Consider the following 16,783-nt stretch of genomic DNA (forward strand, 5'->3'; position numbering starts at 1 on the left):
TGAACAGCGAGCCCGTCACCTGATCTGATCCACGCATCCCACACTCCGTCGCCATCGTAGTGGTTACGGTGAATCATGTTCCACGTCAGGCGTCGAGGCGAGAGTTTTTCAGCAGCCTGTTAACCCGACAGCGACCGAAGCAATTGGATCTGTTCGAAGCATTGAGCCCGGAAACACCCTCCTAAAACCACCAAGTTGTGGCAAAAGCGGGCATCTCGAATCAACAATATCAATCGCTTATGCGCTTAGCTTTTGAACTTGGGTGCTCTGGCTCTTGCTCGACGACTGGGATGCCGACGTCGAGAAGATGGTCTAACATCGAGAGAATGGTGCGCGCCGGCTCCGTGCTGGCGCTCTACAGCACTCAGAATGTTCTGACAGCCCTCAAATTCGCCACCTCATGGGCACCTTGCGCCGGGAGTTACACGAGGCATTCTCTGGCCCAGGCCCGCTTCAGCGGCCAGCTTGAAGACCGCGCCAAGTAAGCTGGTCTTGCCGCGTTTCCGGTCACCCGAAAGACATGAGCGCGGCCGTGTCTGACCGCGCTCCAGAAATCCCTCCTGCATCCTTCGGCGATCAGAGCAGGATCATGTCGTCGGTGATCTCGGCCAGACGGGTGTTCTGGAAGGTGATCTCGACGCCCTGATCGGAGAACAGCACGTCGCTGCCCGACTGGCTCATGTGGTTGAGCGCGGCGCTGGCCGAGCCATAATCGAACCCGTCGAGGGCGATGTAGTCCCAGGCCTCGAGATCGAGCACCAGGTGGCTGCCGCCGTCTTCCTGCTCGAAGTCGAACACATCGGCAAACAGCCCGCCGGCCAGCGCGTTGTCGCCGGTCTCGCCGCTCAGCCAGTCGTGGTAGGGATCGCCGGCGTCGTGCTCGAGGCCGCGCATCCAGTCCTTGAAGTCCTCGGCGGTGGCGGCGACGAACTCGGCGCTTTGGGAGAAGCCGCGCACCACTTCGGCCCGGCTGGTGCCGTCGGCGAGCTGTCCGGTCCAGTTGGCGAGGCCGGTGGCATCTGCGCCGCGGCCCAGCACGTTCTGATAGAGCAGCTCGACGAAGCCTTCATCATCGAGCGCACCGTAGGTGGCCTGGAACTCGGTGCTGTCCACGAAGCCATTGATCACCGCATCGAGCCCGCGGCCGCCGGCAAGCTGGCCGCTCCAGTTGCTGAACCCGGTGATGTCGGGCGCGCGGTCGAGCGTGGCCTGGTAGACCCGGTAGACATCGTCGCCCCAGCCCGCCTGCGAGCTGGCATTGGCGAAGGCGCGGGCCTCGGCGGCGGTGGAGTCGGTGAACTCGGCGCTCTGAGAGAAGCCCAGCACCACTTCGGCCCGGCTCGTGCCGTCGGCAAGTTGGCCGGTCCAGTTGGCGAGACCGCCGGCATCGGCGGCGCGGCCCAGCACGTTCTGGTAAAGCAGCTCGACGAAGCCTTCGTCATCGAGAGCTCCGTAGGTCGCCTGGAACTCGGCGCTGTTGACGAAGCCGGTGGCGACTTGCTGCAAGCCGCTCTCGCCGGTGAACAGCCGCTCGCTCCAGTTGGTCAGGCCCCTGAGGTCGGGCGCGCGGTCGAGCGTCGCCTGGTAGAGCCGGTAGACGGATGCCGCTTCGTCGGGGAATAGCCCGGGCCAGAAAGTATCACCGTAGAGATAATCGCTGCCTGCGCCCCCTTCCAACGTGTCGGGCCCCGCCAGGCCGATCAGCGTGTCATTGCCGCCCTCACCAACGATCAGGTTGCGGCCAACGTCGCCCTGCAGCAGTTCCCCGAGCTCTGTTCCGACGAGGCTATCCGCCGAGACGACATGCTGCGCGTAAATGTCGAGACCGTCTCCGCTGGGCAGTTGTGCGGTCCAGGTGGCGAGCACCTCGTTTCCGGGCAGCGTGGTCAGGGACAAGTCGGACGACGAGATGCCCCCGCTGTCGAAGAGCAACGTCTCACCGCCCTGCAGACTTCCGTCAGCGTTGAGTCGCTGGAGGTAGAACCCTGGCGGGTGTATACCATCGACGAAGCCGTGTGAGGACCACCCGATCAGCGCGCCGCCATCCTGCAAGGCCGTGATCTGTGGCGTGTAGGTTTCGTGCACGGTGGTGGTGCTGACCGCGATCTCGCCGCCGACCCGCGCGCCTGTGGCGTCATAGGCTTGACCGAAGATCCGTCCATCGCCACCGACAGCCTGTGTCCAGACGGCGATGAAGCCGCCGCCCGCAAGGCCCGCCACCTGAACCTGCCCTGGAGCTGCACGGTCTGTGGCGGTGTCGATGCGGAGCTCGCTGCCGAGCATCGCCCCGCCTTCGGCAAAGCGCTGCGCGTAGACCCCGGCCGGCCCGTTCCAGGCAACCACGAACCCGCCGCCAGCCAGCGCGGCGACCTGAGGATGGTCCTGCGCACCGTCCGTCGTGGTGTTGACGAGGAACTCCGTCTCTCCGGCTCCGGGGCCGCCGACGATCCGCGCCGCGATGCCCGTCGAGGCAAAATTGCCCTCTATCGCCAAGCTTTCCCAGACCGCGACCATGCCACCGTCGCCGAGCGCTGCGGAGTCCGGGTTCCGGTGCAGGCTGGTCAGGGTGCTGAGTATCTCTCCCTCTCCTGACGGCATGCCGGTTCCGGTAACGCTCTGTGCTTCGATGAACAGACCAAACGGAGAGCTGCTGCGGGTTCCTTCCACTGCGGTCAAGCTGCCTCCGGTGACAAGCAGAGAGAACGGTGTCTGCGCCGATTGAAGATCGTCCATGACCTCGAATTCGGCGCCCTGGAGTTGATCGCGGCTGTCGAAGAATGCCCCGCGCAGCGTCACCGGGATAGTGGAATCGCCCGAATGCCACATGACGGCATAGCCGCCTCCGGCAAGGGCTACCGCCTGCGGTTCCTGTTGGGCTCCGATGGTGAGGGTATTCACCAGGATCGGCGTGCCGACCGGTGTGGATGAGGTAGGCATGGCAGACCTCCTTGACGACCAGACATCTCCGGCAGGGATGATCTCAGGCGGAGATCGGCGGCGTTGTTGGAAACGAAGAAGGGAACTGCTGGTGTCATTTGCCGCCCTTGACAGAGGATAGCACGTGACTGCGCTTTCTCAAAATTCCTGGTCGGATCGTGTCATGGCAAGATGTGGCCCCCCGGCCCCGCCGATGACGACCTTCAGCACTGGGATGGCGACGGCAAGAAGATGGTCTGACATCGAGAGAATGGAGCGTGGCAGCACGCGGCACGTTCTGTAAGCCCCGCAGGCGATCACTGTGTTACCAATCCAGACGGTATCGATATGCTACGCTGAGATCGCAGATCTAACGTGTGAGACGAGCGCACGTGATACCGTGTCGATCTCCGGAGCGATCAGGTGCTATCATCGAATCGGCTGATCAGATAGGGTCACCACACGATCAATTTTTTTCACGTCAAGTCTGCACGCCGAGACATTTCGCCGCTGTGACCGGGGCAAAGCCAAAGGCTGATCGAAGTTTATTTCGCCCCTCTCGATCACCGCAAAGCCGGGTCTCTCGCGTCGATTGGCGACCCGAGAAAGAGGCGCTCACTCGATTACCATTCCGGCCCGTCCGGCCTTTGGCACCTCCTGCGTGTCCGTAAATTTTACAAGTCAGGGAGAGTAACATGAACCTTGAGTTTTTTGGATCAGACGGGGATTTCTTCGAACTCGCCTTCCTCAATTCGAACACCGGAGATTTCAGCCCGACCATTCTCAGCAGCCAGTCAAACCGTATCGTCATTTCCAACCCGAGCACGGGGTATCAGTCCACCGCGAACGGGACCGGCTTCGACCTTTCAACTACACCCGCCAGCGGGACTATCACCAGCATCGAGGTCCGTGACAGCGGCCAGCGGCTTGTCGCGAACCTCACTGGCATTTCATGGGGTCTGCAGACCTTTTCGGATGCCGTCGACGACTATTTCGACGGCAACGCAGCCCCGCTCGGTGCGCTGCTCAGCCAGAGCCCCCTGACGATTGACGCAGGCCACTCGATCTTTGGCGCCAATTTCGACCTTCCGGATGTCAGTTCTAACATTACCTTCATTGGCAGCCCGCTGGAGGACCGCTTTGGCGGCGGGTCCGGCGATGACCACTTCACCCCCGGCCAATCCGACGACGGCGAACAGCTTCGCGGCTCGCCCGGAAACGACGTCTACGACTTCACCAATATTCCGGCCAGCACCTGGGTCGATCTCTCCTATTCTCGGCTCGGCAGCGGGATCACGCTGAACCTGAATGAGACTGCCAATACCGCCACGGTCAACAAAGGGCCGAACGGCACCGACACGATCCTGAACCCACGCGGTATCATGCTGGCCGATGGCCTCAACATCAGCGCCACCCGCAACGCCGACACCTTCAACATCACCACATCCCCGGCCGGCGGCTTCCTCTCGATCTCACCGCTCGATGGCAACGACACGATCAATGCAACTCTGCAAGACGGCACCCTGCGCCTCGACTACATGTGGTATGAGCCGACCTCGGGCATCGTCGCCAACCTTGCAAGCGGGGTCGTCTCCAATGACGGCTTCGGCAATCAGGACCAGCTCAACCTGACCCTCGACGGTGGCCGCCTCGAAATACGAGCGTCCAATCTCTCTGACAACATCGTCGGTTCGAGTGCAGATGAGCGCTTTATCCTTGGCGCGGGCAACGACGTCCTGAACGCGGCAGACGGGTGGGACACCTTGCGTTTTGACCGCTCGCGGGTGGAGGGCGGCGTGGTTGTCGATCTCCTGGCGGGCACCGCAACCGGTGTCTGGGACGGAATGAACTTCGACCACACGATCAGCGGCATCGAAGAAGTGCGCGGTTCTTACAACGGCGGCGACACGATCCGCGGATCCGCAGCGAGCGAATACTTCGAAGGCCGCGACGGCAACGACCTTCTGGACGGTCGCGGCGGGGATGACGAGCTGCGCGGGGATGATGGAAACGACACGCTCATCGGCGGCGATGGGCGCGATCGTCTCAGAGGCGGCAACGGCAATGACCGGCTGGACGGGTCCGGTGGCAACGCAAGCACCCAGGGCTACGGCGATTTCTTCGAACCCGGCCTTGGCAACGACACGATCATCGGCCATTCAGGCCTTTTCGCGGAGGGCGAAGGCGCAGATATTGGGTATTCGAACCTCTCCGGCGTCGGCGGCCTGACCTTCAATATCGGGACCAACGGCACCGGCACGGTGACGAGCGGCACCACCGGTCGCGTCAACGACAACTTCACCTACGTGCATTACTTCATTGGCTCACAGGACGGCGACCTCTTCAACGGCTCGGATGACGATCGCTGGGAGGGGTTTCAAGGGCGCCGCGGCGCGGACACCATTCACGGCAATGGCGGCGAGGACGCGATCAGTTATCACGACGAGCACCATGACGGCGCGACCCACGGTATTGAGGTCGATTTCGCGGCCGGCCAAGTCATTGACGGCTTCGGATCCATCGACGTCTTTACCGGCATCGAAGAGGTTCAGGGCTCGATCTTCGATGACGTGATGTCGGCCGAGGGCGCCGGGCAACGCATCCAGTTCCGCGGCAGAGACGGCAACGACTGGCTCGCGGGTGGAAGTCACAACGATGTGCTGCGCGGCGAGAATGATGACGACATCCTGCTCGGCGACGGGTTCGATGCGAGCTACGCCCCCGAGGAGGCCGCTGCCGTCTATCGCCTCTATCTCGCGACGCTCGCGCGCGACGCCGACGCCACGGGCTACAACAACTGGACCGAGGCCCTCGCAATGGACAGCCGGACGCTGCTGGAGGTCGCCAACGGTTTTGTAGCCTCCGCAGAGTTTCAGGCCACATACGGCGCCCTCGACAACCCGGCCTTCGTCACATTGCTCTACAACAACGTGCTCGACAGGGATCCGGACGCGCAGGGCCTTGATAACTGGGTCACGAAGCTCGACGCGGGCATGTCGCGCGCGCAGGTCGTTCTCGGGTTCTCGCAGAGTTCCGAGTTCATCACCCAGACGGCAGATGCAGCCACGGCCTTCGAGACCAGCCATTCGCAGGCCGCCTGGGGCGATGACGTCTACCGTCTCTACGTCACCACGCTCGACCGCGAACCGGACGTCACCGGTTACACCAACTGGACCGGACAATTGGCAGCCGGGGCAGAACTGACCAGCGTCATCGATGGCTATGTCCGCAGCCCCGAGTTTCAGGCCACCTACGGCGACCTCGATAACAGCGCCTTCGTCACCCTTCTCTACAACAACGTTCTCGACCGCGACCCGGATGCCAACGGGCTCGACACTTGGGTGACCCGTCTCGAGGAGGGGTGGACCCGCGCCGAAGTGGTGCGCGGATTCTCCCAGAGCACCGAGTTCGTCGAGAAGACAGCGGCTCCTTTCGCGGACTGGAACCGCGGCATCGACCACGGCACCGGCTGGGCGGAGCATGACTGGATCGTCGGTGGGAGCGGCTTCAACATCATGGCGGGCGGGCTGTTCTCGGACGGGTTCAGTTTCAATCAGGAGGACGACGGCAGCCATGTAGTGCTTGATCTCGAGCCCTTCGACTACATCCACTTCGACAATTTCGGCTACGGCGACTGGAGCGACGCGACCGCCCACATGACACAGGACGGCGCCGATGTCGTGTTTGCGGATCAGGGAACCGCGGTGAGGTTTCTCGACGCCCAACTCTCCGACATCACGGCAGAGATGATCTGGACGTGAGCGCATCAGGAAAAGTCTGCGTGTGCAGAACTTTAGCGTGACATAGACGCACTCAGACACGTCGCAATGTAGGACACTTGGGCGACGCCGGCGGCGCACTCGACGCCGGAGGTCCAACTGAATATCCGCGCGCCCGTCACGGCTGTTGAGCGCTTCAGGGCGCTCTGCCAGACCGAGCGCCGCAACTACGGCGACATGCTAGTGCTCCTGCTCGACGGCTGGGATGGCAACGTCGAGAAGATGGTCTGACATCGCGCATGACAAAGACGTCCATTCCCACCGGCGGCGTGATCATGCCCATCTCGATCACAATCATCGCTACGGGCCCGAACCTAGCGGGATCGATACCCAAGCCGGTGAGCATCGGGAAGACAATCGGGAGTGTGATGACCAGCATCGACAAGCCAGCCCTGAACATGCCTAGAACGATATAGGTTAGAAGGATAACGATCAGCGTGCCATTCCCACCTGTGAAAGCGCACCGACGACAGCCGTCGCGCGCAGTTTCATCACCGGATGCGGCCGGAGGGATGCACGAAGACCTGCCCCTCCGGACGGACCTCCAGCGAGTGCTGTCGGAGCACGATGTCGAGCGTGACCCGCGGCAGAACGATCAGGCTGGCACCATCCTCCACGTCGACATTGGCGGGCACGGCCAGGTTGCGGCTGACGACGCAAGTGTCGCTCACGATCCAATCGCCAGAGGCCGGTGGGCCGCATTCGGGATGCAACGCGCGATCGATGGCTCCGCGCAGGTTCGGCAGAGGCCCGATGTCGCGCGCATCCGCCGCCTGTGGCGTGGCCCCAGCTCGTAGCACCTCGCGCATCTCGATCGAGGTCAGCGGATCACCGCCGGCCGCAAGCACCGCTCCCTGCACTGCCGCAGCCGCCCCGGCGACGATCGGCGTGGCGGAGGATGTGCCGCTAAAGTTCGCCGTGTAGGACTGCTGCAGCAGACCGGGACCGCTTGGTGGGCCGAGCCCATCGAACAATCCGCCATAGCCGAGTGTCGTCACCCCACGCCCCCAACCCTGTAGGTCGACGCGGTCGCCGTAATTGGTGAAGCAGCTCGGAGCATGGGAGACCGGATCGCCCGCGCCCACGATGATGGCAGCGGAGTCGCGGACCGTTCGATCGAACTGGCCGTAATAGACCGGATCATCCAGGTCACTGCCGCCGTTGCCTGCCGCCGCGACCACGATGACGCCATTCGCGGTCGCGGTCTGGATGGCGTCGAAATTGGCCTGCCAGAATTCGATCGGGATCGAGTCATCCTGCGCAGGAGTGGTGGCGGTTCCGGTGCACACGTTGCACCCTGGCAGGCAGGGCTGCCCATTGACGGGTCCGCGCCTCTGGATCTCGATGACGATGATGTCGCCATCCTCGACCAGCAGCGTTGCGACAAGCACAGCCTGGGCCATGGTTGCCGGGCCGAAATGGCTGACGAACCCCGCCTCGGCGCCATGAGCGATGCCCGTGACGCCATAGCCGTTCTCAGCCCCGACGAGCACGCCCATGACCGCGCTGCCATGATTGCTCGATTGCGGGTTCAGCGGACCGATCTCGGCCACGAGAGGCGGGAGGTCTTCGTGGTCGGGCGTGATGCCCTGCTCGACATCGATAATCCTCACGCCGGCGCCTGTGCCGCCCGGGACCGTCCAGCCGTAGCGTGCATCGATACCACCCGGGGCGGGATCGAGGTAGCCTTGCTGAAACTCGAAGTCCGGCGTCGCGGGAGGAGCATCCGCCTGCGGATCAGTGCCGGGCGGAACCGCATAGCTGATTTCAACGATTGGCAATGCGTTCAGCGCCGCCACCAGCTCCGCGACCTCTGCGTAGACCGTGCCGCCGGGCAAGGCGAAGCTGTGATAGAGCGTCAGGTCGGCAAGCGCCTTGCCGCTGCGGCGCTCCCCGGTCTCGCGGAGACGCTGCAAGTCGTCCGGCGTGTTCGAGAAGACCGGGCTCGCATCCTCCAGGGTCACGTTTTGGGCCCCGCCGACAAGCCGGTCGAGATCCCGGAGCGCGGCCTCCATGTCACCGGCTGTGAGCCCGATCCTGCGCATGGCTTGCTCGTCGCGCGTGCTGCGCTCTCCGAGTGCAAATCGCGCCCCTTCCAGCCTTATAGCGCTCCCTTCGCGAAACTTGAGGATGATCGCGTCCACGGGCGCGTCGTCGGCTAGGATGTAGGCATCGGACGGAGGCACTGAACGCAGGTCCCCGATAGGTTGAGCGCTCGCGACATGTGCCGCAAGGAGCGCCGCGGCGGTGATGAGGCTTGATGTTCTCATGGTCGTTCTCCTGCTCTAGGCGGCTCAGCAATTGCCGATGCAGACGGCGCCATTGCGTTGGAGGCGTATGCGGGTTTCTCCGTTGGTGAAGAGCACCATGCCGTGGTTCGAGACCGTGCCGATCTCGGCCCGTTCGGCATTGGAGGAGCCGCGCGCCTGGACCGAAAGCGTGACGTCGTCCGTCGGCGCTTCCGCGACCATCCGCATCCGGGCGAAGCGCTCGTCCCGCACCACCACGTCAGCACCATCGTCATCGCCCTCGATCACCAGCTTCGCCGTAGGATTGAGCGTGTTGATCCCTAGGTTGCCCGAGACCGAGACGCTACCATCGAACTGTCCGGCCCGCCCGCCGCCACTATGCACAGCGCGCAGCGCCGCAGAGGTGCTTTCCCGGCTGAGGACGTTGGCAAAGACCGCATTCCCACGCCCAGTGGTCGTGGCCGAGAGCGCAGCCGCGATATTGCCGGCATTCTCTGTCCGGAAGAACCCGGCACGCCCGGGCCCCTCGTTCAAGACCGCGAGCTTGTCTTCGGGCGTTTCGACACCGATGCCGAGCTCTCCTTCGGCGTCCAGCACCAGCGCCGGACGGGAGGCGCCAGGCGGGGTCACGTGCAACGGGTCTTCATCGCCTTGCGCAGCGACGGCGAGGGCCGCTGCGGGCACGGAGGTGCCGACGCCGACCTGTCCGTCAGCGGCCACCACGAATGAGGTCACGCCGCCTGCGCGTGCGCGGATCGCCTCGTCGCCGGCCGGCGCGTTCACGGTGAGCCGCGCGCTGTCGCCGCTGATGCCGCCAAGGATGGTGCGCCCGTCCGGGGTGACACGCATAGCCTCGGTCGCACTGTCAGGGTCTTCGACGAGCATAGCTGCGCCTTCGTCGCCAGTATAGGCTACATGCAGCCGGGCGCCGGGCTCTGTGTCGCCCACCGCCACCCGGTCGTTCGGGATGGCCGTGCGCATCGCGCCGGTGCCCTCGCCGGTCCAGTCGTGGTCACCGATGTCAAGGGCGACCCAGATGCCGGGAAGCTGATCACAGGTCTGGTCCTGCTGGAGAGCGACGACGAAGCCGCCGCCCTCCTGCACGCAAAGCTGCAGCGCCTGTGCATGGCCCGCCACCGGAGCGGCGAAAGCAAGGCTGACGGCGAGGGCACTGCCGGGAAGACGGGGGGTCATCTGCGGTCTCCTTCCAAACTCGGTTGGCCGCACGCAGGGAGTGCGGCGAGGGGTAAACAGGCAGTGCGGACCGGGTGACCCCGGTCCGCACCTGTCTCAGGCCTCGGCGGTAATACGGTCGGGGCCGGTGATGCCCCCGGCGGCGTTCTTCTCGCGCCACTGGACCATGATGTTGGCCACGCGAAAGCGATCGACGGCCCGGCGCCGCACCGTCAGGCGGTTTTCCCCTTTCTTCAGGAAGCCCGAAGGGATCCGGTCCATCCAGAGGTTCCAGCCTTGCTGGTCGACCATGTCGAAGCTCGGCAGATGGCGGCCGTTGATAAGGATGCGATGGGTGATCGCGTCGCCCTCTTCGGTGCTGCCGACCCCCACGTCCTGCGCCTGGATCATGATGTAACCCTCGGCGCTCACCGACTGGCCGGAGCGGCTGGCGTCGACCGGGTCATCATCGATGACGAAGGTCCGGGTGGCCTCCTGGTTCGGCTGGGTAAACTCGGTATCGAAATTGAGCCATGCGAAATCTGAACGTGCCATATGTCTCTCTCCTTGCTGTTTCCGGCGGAATTGCCGGGCAGGAAAGAGGGTGCCACGCGGGGCGTTTGCTAAACGTTGGACGCAGTGTCGGGGCTCGGTTCCGCCGCGTCGCGCCGCGCCGCGCGCGCCGCCTGCGGGGCCGCGAAGCTCGTGCCGCGCACCTGCACCCGCGAGCCGCTGCGCGCGCCCGCCACGGTGAGCCAGGGCCAGGCCGGCGTGCCTTCGGCCAGAGCGGCAGCATCCTCCCGTCCCAGCGCCGAGAATGCCGCAGGCAGCCGCGCACCGTCGGCAGCGGCCCGCCACCCGGCGACCATGCTGACGCTCTCACCTGCGGCAATTGCGTTGAAACTGCCCTCACGCCGGACCGGTCCGGGCCTGTCCGGGTCGTCAAGGACGATGCGACCCGAAAGATCGCGCCGGCGGTAGTGATGATCCTCGAGCCAAGATTGCCGTCCGCGCCGCGGGTAGCCAGGCAAGGAGTCGTCGCGCTGGACGTAGATGTCGAGCGGGTCGTTCGTCCTCGCCTGCGGCAGGATCCGCCACCGGCCTGGCCGCACGAAGCCTCTGCCTGGCCCATCAGGGCGCGTGCGCACGGCGGCGAGCACGAGGCATTCGCGGCCGGGGCCCATCGGCACCGGGTCGGGCTGCATCCCGTCGGTGGGGCCGTCGCGCGGCGCTTCGGGGCCGGGCACCCAGCGCCAGTAGCAGCGCATCACCGCCTCGCCCGTGCCGCCTTGGGGCTCCCGGAGATCAGCGAAGCTGTCAAAATGCTCCGGCGCCGGGGCCGCGAGGGCCTCGGTGGAGCCCGGCGGCGTCACCGCGACACCAAGGCCCGGTCGCTTTGGCCGCGCCGGCAGCACCGGCCCCCAGATCTCGAGAAAGCTCGGGGTCGGGTCGTCAGGCGGCAGGTGCCAGTAGAGCGGCTCGGCGGAGTTGGCCGCCATCCGGGCGCGTGACTGGCTGAGCCGGGTGTTGCCTGCGGGAACGAAAAGCTGAGCCGGCCGGCGACCCTCGGTAAGCTCGCCGAGCTTCGCCTCGATGTAGCGGCCGAGTAGCCCGGTGCCGTCCTTCGGGCCCGCGGTCAGCCCATAGCTCATGTTGAAGATCACCGGCACATCGAGACCGGGCTGGCTGGCGAGCAGGGTCTTGATCCGCTTGAATAGCGCGTGAAACGCCAGCAGCGCGAACATCGGGATGAAGGTGCCGGAGGTGTCATGCGTGACCCGTGGCGGCAGGCTGACCCAGAGCAGATGCGTGCGGCCGGGCGCCGCCGGATCGGGTCCGCGCGGTCCGGCCAGCAGATCGGCGACCGCCATGCCGTGGCTCATCCGCTGCGCCGCGCTCTGGGGCTGGTCGGCGGCCATGTCGATCAGCCCGACCGCACGGTAGAGACTGTCCTCGTCAATGGTGCCGGCCCCGGTTCGGTGCGCGTCGAGCAACTCGACGATCTCGCAGGCCTGCAATTCCCGCCCGCAGACCAATTCGCTCTCGCTCTCGCACGCAACCGGGGCGCCCATCATCCAGACCCAGCCCAGCCGCGTCTGCCCGCCGTTCCTCCGAAACCGCTCATGCGCAAAGAAGGCCCCGTCATCGATCACGGCCATTATGGCATCGCCGGGGGTGAGCTGGATCTGGAGCGATTTGGCCGTGGGGGCTACTGCATCGGGATCGAGCGTGCGGTTGAGCGCGACGCTGTCGAGCAGCGCCGGCACGGCGGTGTTGAACGGAAAGGTCGCGACGATATCGGCGGTGCTCTGCGCCGGATCGGTCCTGAATTTCTCCATGCGCGAAAAAATGTCGAAGACGCCGGCCTGCAGCCCCGCATCGACGCCGCGCCGGTCGCGCTGCTCTTTGTGGCGCCACCAATGCGAATAGGGGTAGGACGGCTCATCGCCCCCGATCCGTTCCGGCCCGCTCCAACTCAGTCCCATCTGGCGCTCCAATCCGCCTGCGCCTTGGCCATGAGCCAGGCGAGGCCGGGCTCTGCGGGCGTCACGAGGGGGGCGCCCATCGCAACAACAAGCCCATCAACGCCAAGTGCGCGCGCCATCTCGCCGAGATGGAAGTCGCGGTCTGCCCATCCGCCGGCATCGAAGCGCCGTGCGGTCACCGACACGTCGAGCCCGGCGCGCGCCGCAAGATGATCGGCCAGCGCGAGCCCGAGCACAGCGCCTGCCGCGCTGTCGACCGGGAAATGCACTCCCGCGACCGTCCGGTTGATCGCGATCCGCGCCGCCAGGCGGAAGCGTGGGGCGTGATCGGCGAGAGCCGTCATGGGGTCCTCCCCCGCGACGTGGCTGAGCAGTGACGCCAACATGAAGGCCTCGGTGGCGTGGCCGCTCGGCAGAGTGCCATGGGGCGGCGTGTCGATCATCGGCTGCACCAGCGGCGAGAAGGTCGAGGGGCGCGGGCAGCCCAGAACGTGCTTCACCCGGGCCTCGACCACATGGGTGAGCCGCAGCCCGAGATCCATGAGGTCGAAGATCCAGCGGGATCGGCTCGGCCGCAGATCGTCAATTGCAGCAAAAAACGACACCAGATCGGTGATCTGCACGAGGATTTCCGGCGTTCTCTCTGCCCGCAACTCAGCATAGCCCGCAAGGAAATCGAGCATCGTAGAGAAATCGGAATTGCTTGGACGAATAATCTCGACGATTGGCGCGTATCTTCGCGTGAACGTGCCGTCATCCGAGACGTCATCGCCCGCAATTTGGTGAATCTCCGCCGCGGAGCGCTCGTCCCGCGAGGTCCCGCGGACCACGAGACCGTCGAGCAGGCCCGAGAGAATGACGGCCCCGCGCCATTCAGCGTCTAGGAGGTCGAGCCGCGCAGGCGCGTCGGCATCCGCATCCCGCGGCACGGTTACCGCCAGAGGCTCAGGCAATGCCTCGGTGCCGATAATCCCGTCCCGGCAGATATTTAGCGCAGATGCCAGAAGCCCTGACCGGGCGCCGCCCCGGCCGCTTCCCATCTGCCCCATCTGACCCATTTGGCCCATCTGACCCATTTGGCCGGACATGCTCGAGATCGGCATTTGATCGCCTCCTGATGGATTTAATCGAAATAGAATCAATCTATGTGCCATATTGGCACAAAAGCAGCCGTCGACCCTGTCTTCTTTCCAAGGACGTCCCGACCATGACTGCCCCGCCCCTCATCCTCGATCTCGCTGGCCCGGTCAGGCTGCAGTCCTCCAAAGGGGAAGATCTCACGCCGAAGCTGACACGCTCGCGGGCCGTGCTGGCTCTGCTTGGCGCCAGTGAAGGTCATGTGCGCAGCCGGACCTGGATCCAGGACAAGCTCTGGAGTGACAAGCCCGGGCCCGAGGCTGCCGCGGCTTTGCGCTATGTGCTCTGGGACATTCGCAAGGCTTTGGGAAAGCATCGCAGCGGCATTGCATCGCGCAATGGCAACATCGCCCTCGACCGCGCGACCTTCGAGGTGCGTTGCCAGACGAGCGGCGGCGCCTGCGGGCGGGCCTTTGCCGAGGGCCTCGATGTGGATGACCCCGAATTCGAGGCATGGCTGCGCGATCAGCGCGCGATGAGCGCCGCTCGCTTGGAGGCGCCGCCAAGCCGTGGCGAGGGCGCGCGTCGCGACCTGCGCAGCATGGTGTGGCTGTGTCCGGACGGGGGCGACGACGACGCACTCCAAGGTCTCGCCCATTCGCTCGCGGTGAAGATCGCGGCACGTCTCAAGCGCTCGGCGGGCGCAATCGTCCGGATCGACGGGAACGACATCCGCCGCGAGACGGAGAGCGGCATAGGGCTGCGCTGCAATCTCAGGCTGTCGCGGCTGCGCGGGCGCATCCTCGCGCAGGTCTCGCTCACCAATCTGCGCAGCGGAATGCTTGCCTGGACCAATGACCGCGACCTGCCGAAAGCGCTCTCGGCGCAGGATCCGCTGAATCCATTCGCCAATCTCATGGCAGAACGGATCGCTCACGAGCTGGCCAGTGCCGGCCCGGATGCGACGGAGGATGAATGGGCGGCGTCGGCCTATTCCCGGGCGCTTCTGATGCCCCGCAGCTTTCGGGGCAGCGAATTGCAGCAGGCCGTCGAGACACTCGGCACCGTGGAGCTCGAAGAGGCGGCCGCCCTCTCCGCCGCCCGCCGGGCGCTTTACCTTGGTTGGATGGTGATCGAGCGCCGCGTGGACTGCCCGCAAACGGCGCTTGAGACGGCGCGCAGCCTTAGCCGCCGCGCGATCGAGCTCGACCCCACGCTCTCGGAGGCTTTCGCGATCCGAGCGGAACTGGCGGATTTCGACCGCAAGCCCGAGCTTGCATACGACCTCGCTCGCCACGCCGTGCAGCTCGATCCTTTCGATCCGATCGCTGTCGCGGCACTTGCCAAGGCCGAGGCCCGCGTGGGCAATGCGGAGGCCGCCTACAAGCGGGCGCTCTACGCCCAGCAGCTCGCACTGGGCTTTTCCAATCCGGCCTGGTGGGCAAGCCTCTGCTGCACGACCGCCCTGCAGCGGGGCGACGCGGAGCTGGCCCTGCGCCACGCGGAAACCGCCTGCGACCTTGCGCCGGGTTTCCTGCCACCCCTGCGGTTCCTGGCCGCCTTGCGCTTCATGAAGAACGATCTCGACGGATGCCGTGGCGTCCTGCTGGCCCTTTCGGAGTTGGAGCACGGCTTCACCCCGGAGCACTTCACGGACCCGGACTACCCGGTGCGCTCAGTCGCGCCGGGCGTGCTGCGAGACCTGCGACAGGCGAAGCTTGTCTAGGGCGCAATCGCATTAGGCAGGGATTGGCGTCGGGCGGCGCAACTCACGCGAACGTCAAATCGCTGACACTTCAGGGGAGCACGTATGAACTGCCTTCCCCTTCAAGGGATCTGTCTATGCGCCAGAAAGCCCAAGGATCCGACCAGGCCGTGCGCCGAGACCCGGCATGCCCCTCAAGGAGACCCCCACCGCACCTAGGACTTCCTGCAACCATGCGGCGACAAGGACCCGCCCGACGCCTTCTATCATCAACTCGAAATCAACGAGATGAAGAGGTTCGACATGACCACCAGCCCCACCGCCCGCATGATCGCCGACGCCGTCGAGGCAAGCGGCAAGACCCTGCGGGAGATCGCCACCGACATGGGCCTCGAGCGCGGCAACGTAATCTCCATGCTGAAATCCGGCGAGATGCGCATGCCGATCGAAAGGATCCCTGCCTTCGCTGCGGCCACCGGCATCGACGCGCTGGAGCTGACCCGTGTCGCTATGTCGGAGTATATGCCGGAGGCGTGGGCCGTGCTTGCGGCATCCGCCTCGCCGGTGCAGGAGATCCAACTCAACATCCGCGCGCCCGGCGCGGTCGTCGAGCGCTTCAAGGCGATCTGCCAGACCGAGCGTCGCAACTACGGCGATATGCTCGGACTCTTGCTCGACGTCTGGGATGGCGACGTCGATAAGATGGTCTGACCTGACGAAAATCAGGCGCGCCGGCTCCGTGCTGGCGCGCTTCGGCACTCAGATTGCCCCGAGACCCTGCAGAATCGCCGCCAGGTGGGCACCTTGCCCTGAGAGCTACCCAAGGCGTACTCTTGGGCAGACGCGCTTCACCGATCGATTTGCAGACCGCGCCGAACTTGCTGACTTCAAATTGTTTTCGACAACTTGCGCAGACAGGACATCGATCATACGTGACCGGCTTCAAAACGCACTGGATGCCATGCCGCGCAGCTTCACGATCCCGATCGAAATCAACCAAAAGCGCGTCGACGATGAAGCAGGCTTCAGAGACTTGTCTCTGCGCTACACTCTCAAGGACGCGCCGGCCGGTCAGCCCGTGAGGCGTGGCAGGCTCATCGCGGAGCCGGTGATCGATTTGAATGACTATAGCTTTGAAGCCGGGATCGACTGGATCGCGGTGCAGGTCTCACTCGTAAGCTGGACGAGTTGGCGCGAGCTACGCACGATCATCAAGCCGGCGGTGCAGTGCGCTGGCAAAGGCGGAGTGTTCGTCTTCGGGCCGAAGTGGGAAGAGAACTGAACCGCGCCGGGTTTGCCGGAGGCTGGTTGATTTAAGTTACGCAGCCATGGTCTGAGTTTCCAGAGCTGCGTGGTAGTTTGCTTCGGCCTCTGCTGGCGGGATGTTTCCGATGGGTT

Annotated in this window: 11 protein-coding genes; 4 read left to right on the plus strand and 7 right to left on the minus strand. The window is 64.9% G+C overall.

Features of this window, described 5'->3' with window-relative positions; translation table 11 throughout:
• Window positions 1-576: 576 nt before the first annotated feature.
• Window positions 577-2,937 (minus strand): DUF4214 domain-containing protein, encoded by a 2,361-nt coding sequence (locus JF542_RS24565; protein WP_207077675.1) that lies wholly within the window; start codon window positions 2,935-2,937, stop codon window positions 577-579.
• Between the two features lie 674 nt (window positions 2,938-3,611).
• On the opposite strand from JF542_RS24565, the gene JF542_RS23875 reads away from it, so the two are divergent.
• Window positions 3,612-6,677 carry a DUF4214 domain-containing protein gene (locus tag JF542_RS23875; RefSeq protein ID WP_207077676.1) on the plus strand — a complete coding sequence of 1,022 codons (3,066 nt, stop codon included), beginning with the start codon at window positions 3,612-3,614 and terminating at the stop codon, window positions 6,675-6,677.
• A gap of 154 nt (window positions 6,678-6,831) precedes the next feature.
• Here the strand turns inward: JF542_RS23875 and JF542_RS23880 are convergent, their stop codons facing one another.
• The 6 genes from JF542_RS23880 to JF542_RS23905 form a co-directional block, all read right to left on the minus strand.
• A complete protein-coding gene (locus JF542_RS23880; protein ID WP_207077677.1) occupies window positions 6,832-7,095 on the minus strand; it encodes a TRAP transporter large permease subunit in 264 nt (87 codons plus the stop codon).
• Between the two features lie 91 nt (window positions 7,096-7,186).
• Window positions 7,187-8,965 carry a S8 family peptidase gene (locus JF542_RS23885; protein ID WP_207077678.1) on the minus strand — a complete coding sequence of 593 codons (1,779 nt, stop codon included), beginning with the start codon at window positions 8,963-8,965 and terminating at the stop codon, window positions 7,187-7,189.
• Between the two features lie 24 nt (window positions 8,966-8,989).
• Complete coding sequence (locus JF542_RS23890; protein WP_207077679.1) at window positions 8,990-10,138, minus strand: hypothetical protein; 1,149 nt, start codon at window positions 10,136-10,138, stop codon at window positions 8,990-8,992.
• Between the two features lie 96 nt (window positions 10,139-10,234).
• The gene (locus tag JF542_RS23895) at window positions 10,235-10,672 is read right to left on the minus strand and encodes a DUF7383 domain-containing protein (RefSeq protein WP_007799010.1); all 438 of its coding nucleotides are present in this window, start codon (window positions 10,670-10,672) and stop codon (window positions 10,235-10,237) included.
• Window positions 10,673-10,740: 68 nt separating this feature from the next.
• Window positions 10,741-12,603 carry a S8/S53 family peptidase gene (locus JF542_RS23900; RefSeq protein ID WP_207077680.1) on the minus strand — a complete coding sequence of 621 codons (1,863 nt, stop codon included), beginning with the start codon at window positions 12,601-12,603 and terminating at the stop codon, window positions 10,741-10,743.
• Window positions 12,594-13,706, minus strand: coding sequence for a phosphatase PAP2 family protein (locus tag JF542_RS23905; RefSeq protein ID WP_207077681.1), 1,113 nt, complete (start codon window positions 13,704-13,706; stop codon window positions 12,594-12,596). Before JF542_RS23905 ends, JF542_RS23900 begins: the two co-directional genes overlap by 10 nt.
• A gap of 104 nt (window positions 13,707-13,810) precedes the next feature.
• On the opposite strand from JF542_RS23905, the gene JF542_RS23910 reads away from it, so the two are divergent.
• From JF542_RS23910 to JF542_RS23920, 3 genes are all read left to right on the plus strand, one after another.
• Entirely contained in the window at window positions 13,811-15,406 is a 1,596-nt protein-coding gene (locus JF542_RS23910; protein WP_207077682.1) for a hypothetical protein, read from the plus strand.
• A 282-nt stretch (window positions 15,407-15,688) separates the two neighbouring features.
• Window positions 15,689-16,096, plus strand: coding sequence for an XRE family transcriptional regulator (locus JF542_RS23915; protein ID WP_242533918.1), 408 nt, complete (start codon window positions 15,689-15,691; stop codon window positions 16,094-16,096).
• Between the two features lie 250 nt (window positions 16,097-16,346).
• Entirely contained in the window at window positions 16,347-16,667 is a 321-nt protein-coding gene (locus tag JF542_RS23920; protein WP_207077684.1) for a hypothetical protein, read from the plus strand.
• Window positions 16,668-16,783 lie beyond the last annotated feature (116 nt).

The organism is Salipiger bermudensis (assembly GCF_017309175.1).
Lineage (GTDB): Bacteria > Pseudomonadota > Alphaproteobacteria > Rhodobacterales > Rhodobacteraceae > Salipiger > Salipiger bermudensis.

Coding starts and splice junctions, on each gene's coding strand:
- JF542_RS23895 (WP_007799010.1), bottom strand. CDS start 10,672: ATGGCACGTTCAGATTTCGCATGGCTCAATTTCGATACCGAGTTTACC.
- JF542_RS23890 (WP_207077679.1), bottom strand. CDS start 10,138: ATGACCCCCCGTCTTCCCGGCAGTGCCCTCGCCGTCAGCCTTGCTTTC.
- JF542_RS23920 (WP_207077684.1), top strand. CDS start 16,347: ATGCCGCGCAGCTTCACGATCCCGATCGAAATCAACCAAAAGCGCGTC.
- JF542_RS23905 (WP_207077681.1), bottom strand. CDS start 13,706: ATGCCGATCTCGAGCATGTCCGGCCAAATGGGTCAGATGGGCCAAATG.
- JF542_RS23880 (WP_207077677.1), bottom strand. CDS start 7,095: ATGTTCAGGGCTGGCTTGTCGATGCTGGTCATCACACTCCCGATTGTC.
- JF542_RS23875 (WP_207077676.1), top strand. CDS start 3,612: ATGAACCTTGAGTTTTTTGGATCAGACGGGGATTTCTTCGAACTCGCC.
- JF542_RS23885 (WP_207077678.1), bottom strand. CDS start 8,965: ATGAGAACATCAAGCCTCATCACCGCCGCGGCGCTCCTTGCGGCACAT.
- JF542_RS23915 (WP_242533918.1), top strand. CDS start 15,689: ATGACCACCAGCCCCACCGCCCGCATGATCGCCGACGCCGTCGAGGCA.
- JF542_RS24565 (WP_207077675.1), bottom strand. CDS start 2,937: ATGCCTACCTCATCCACACCGGTCGGCACGCCGATCCTGGTGAATACC.
- JF542_RS23910 (WP_207077682.1), top strand. CDS start 13,811: ATGACTGCCCCGCCCCTCATCCTCGATCTCGCTGGCCCGGTCAGGCTG.
- JF542_RS23900 (WP_207077680.1), bottom strand. CDS start 12,603: ATGGGACTGAGTTGGAGCGGGCCGGAACGGATCGGGGGCGATGAGCCG.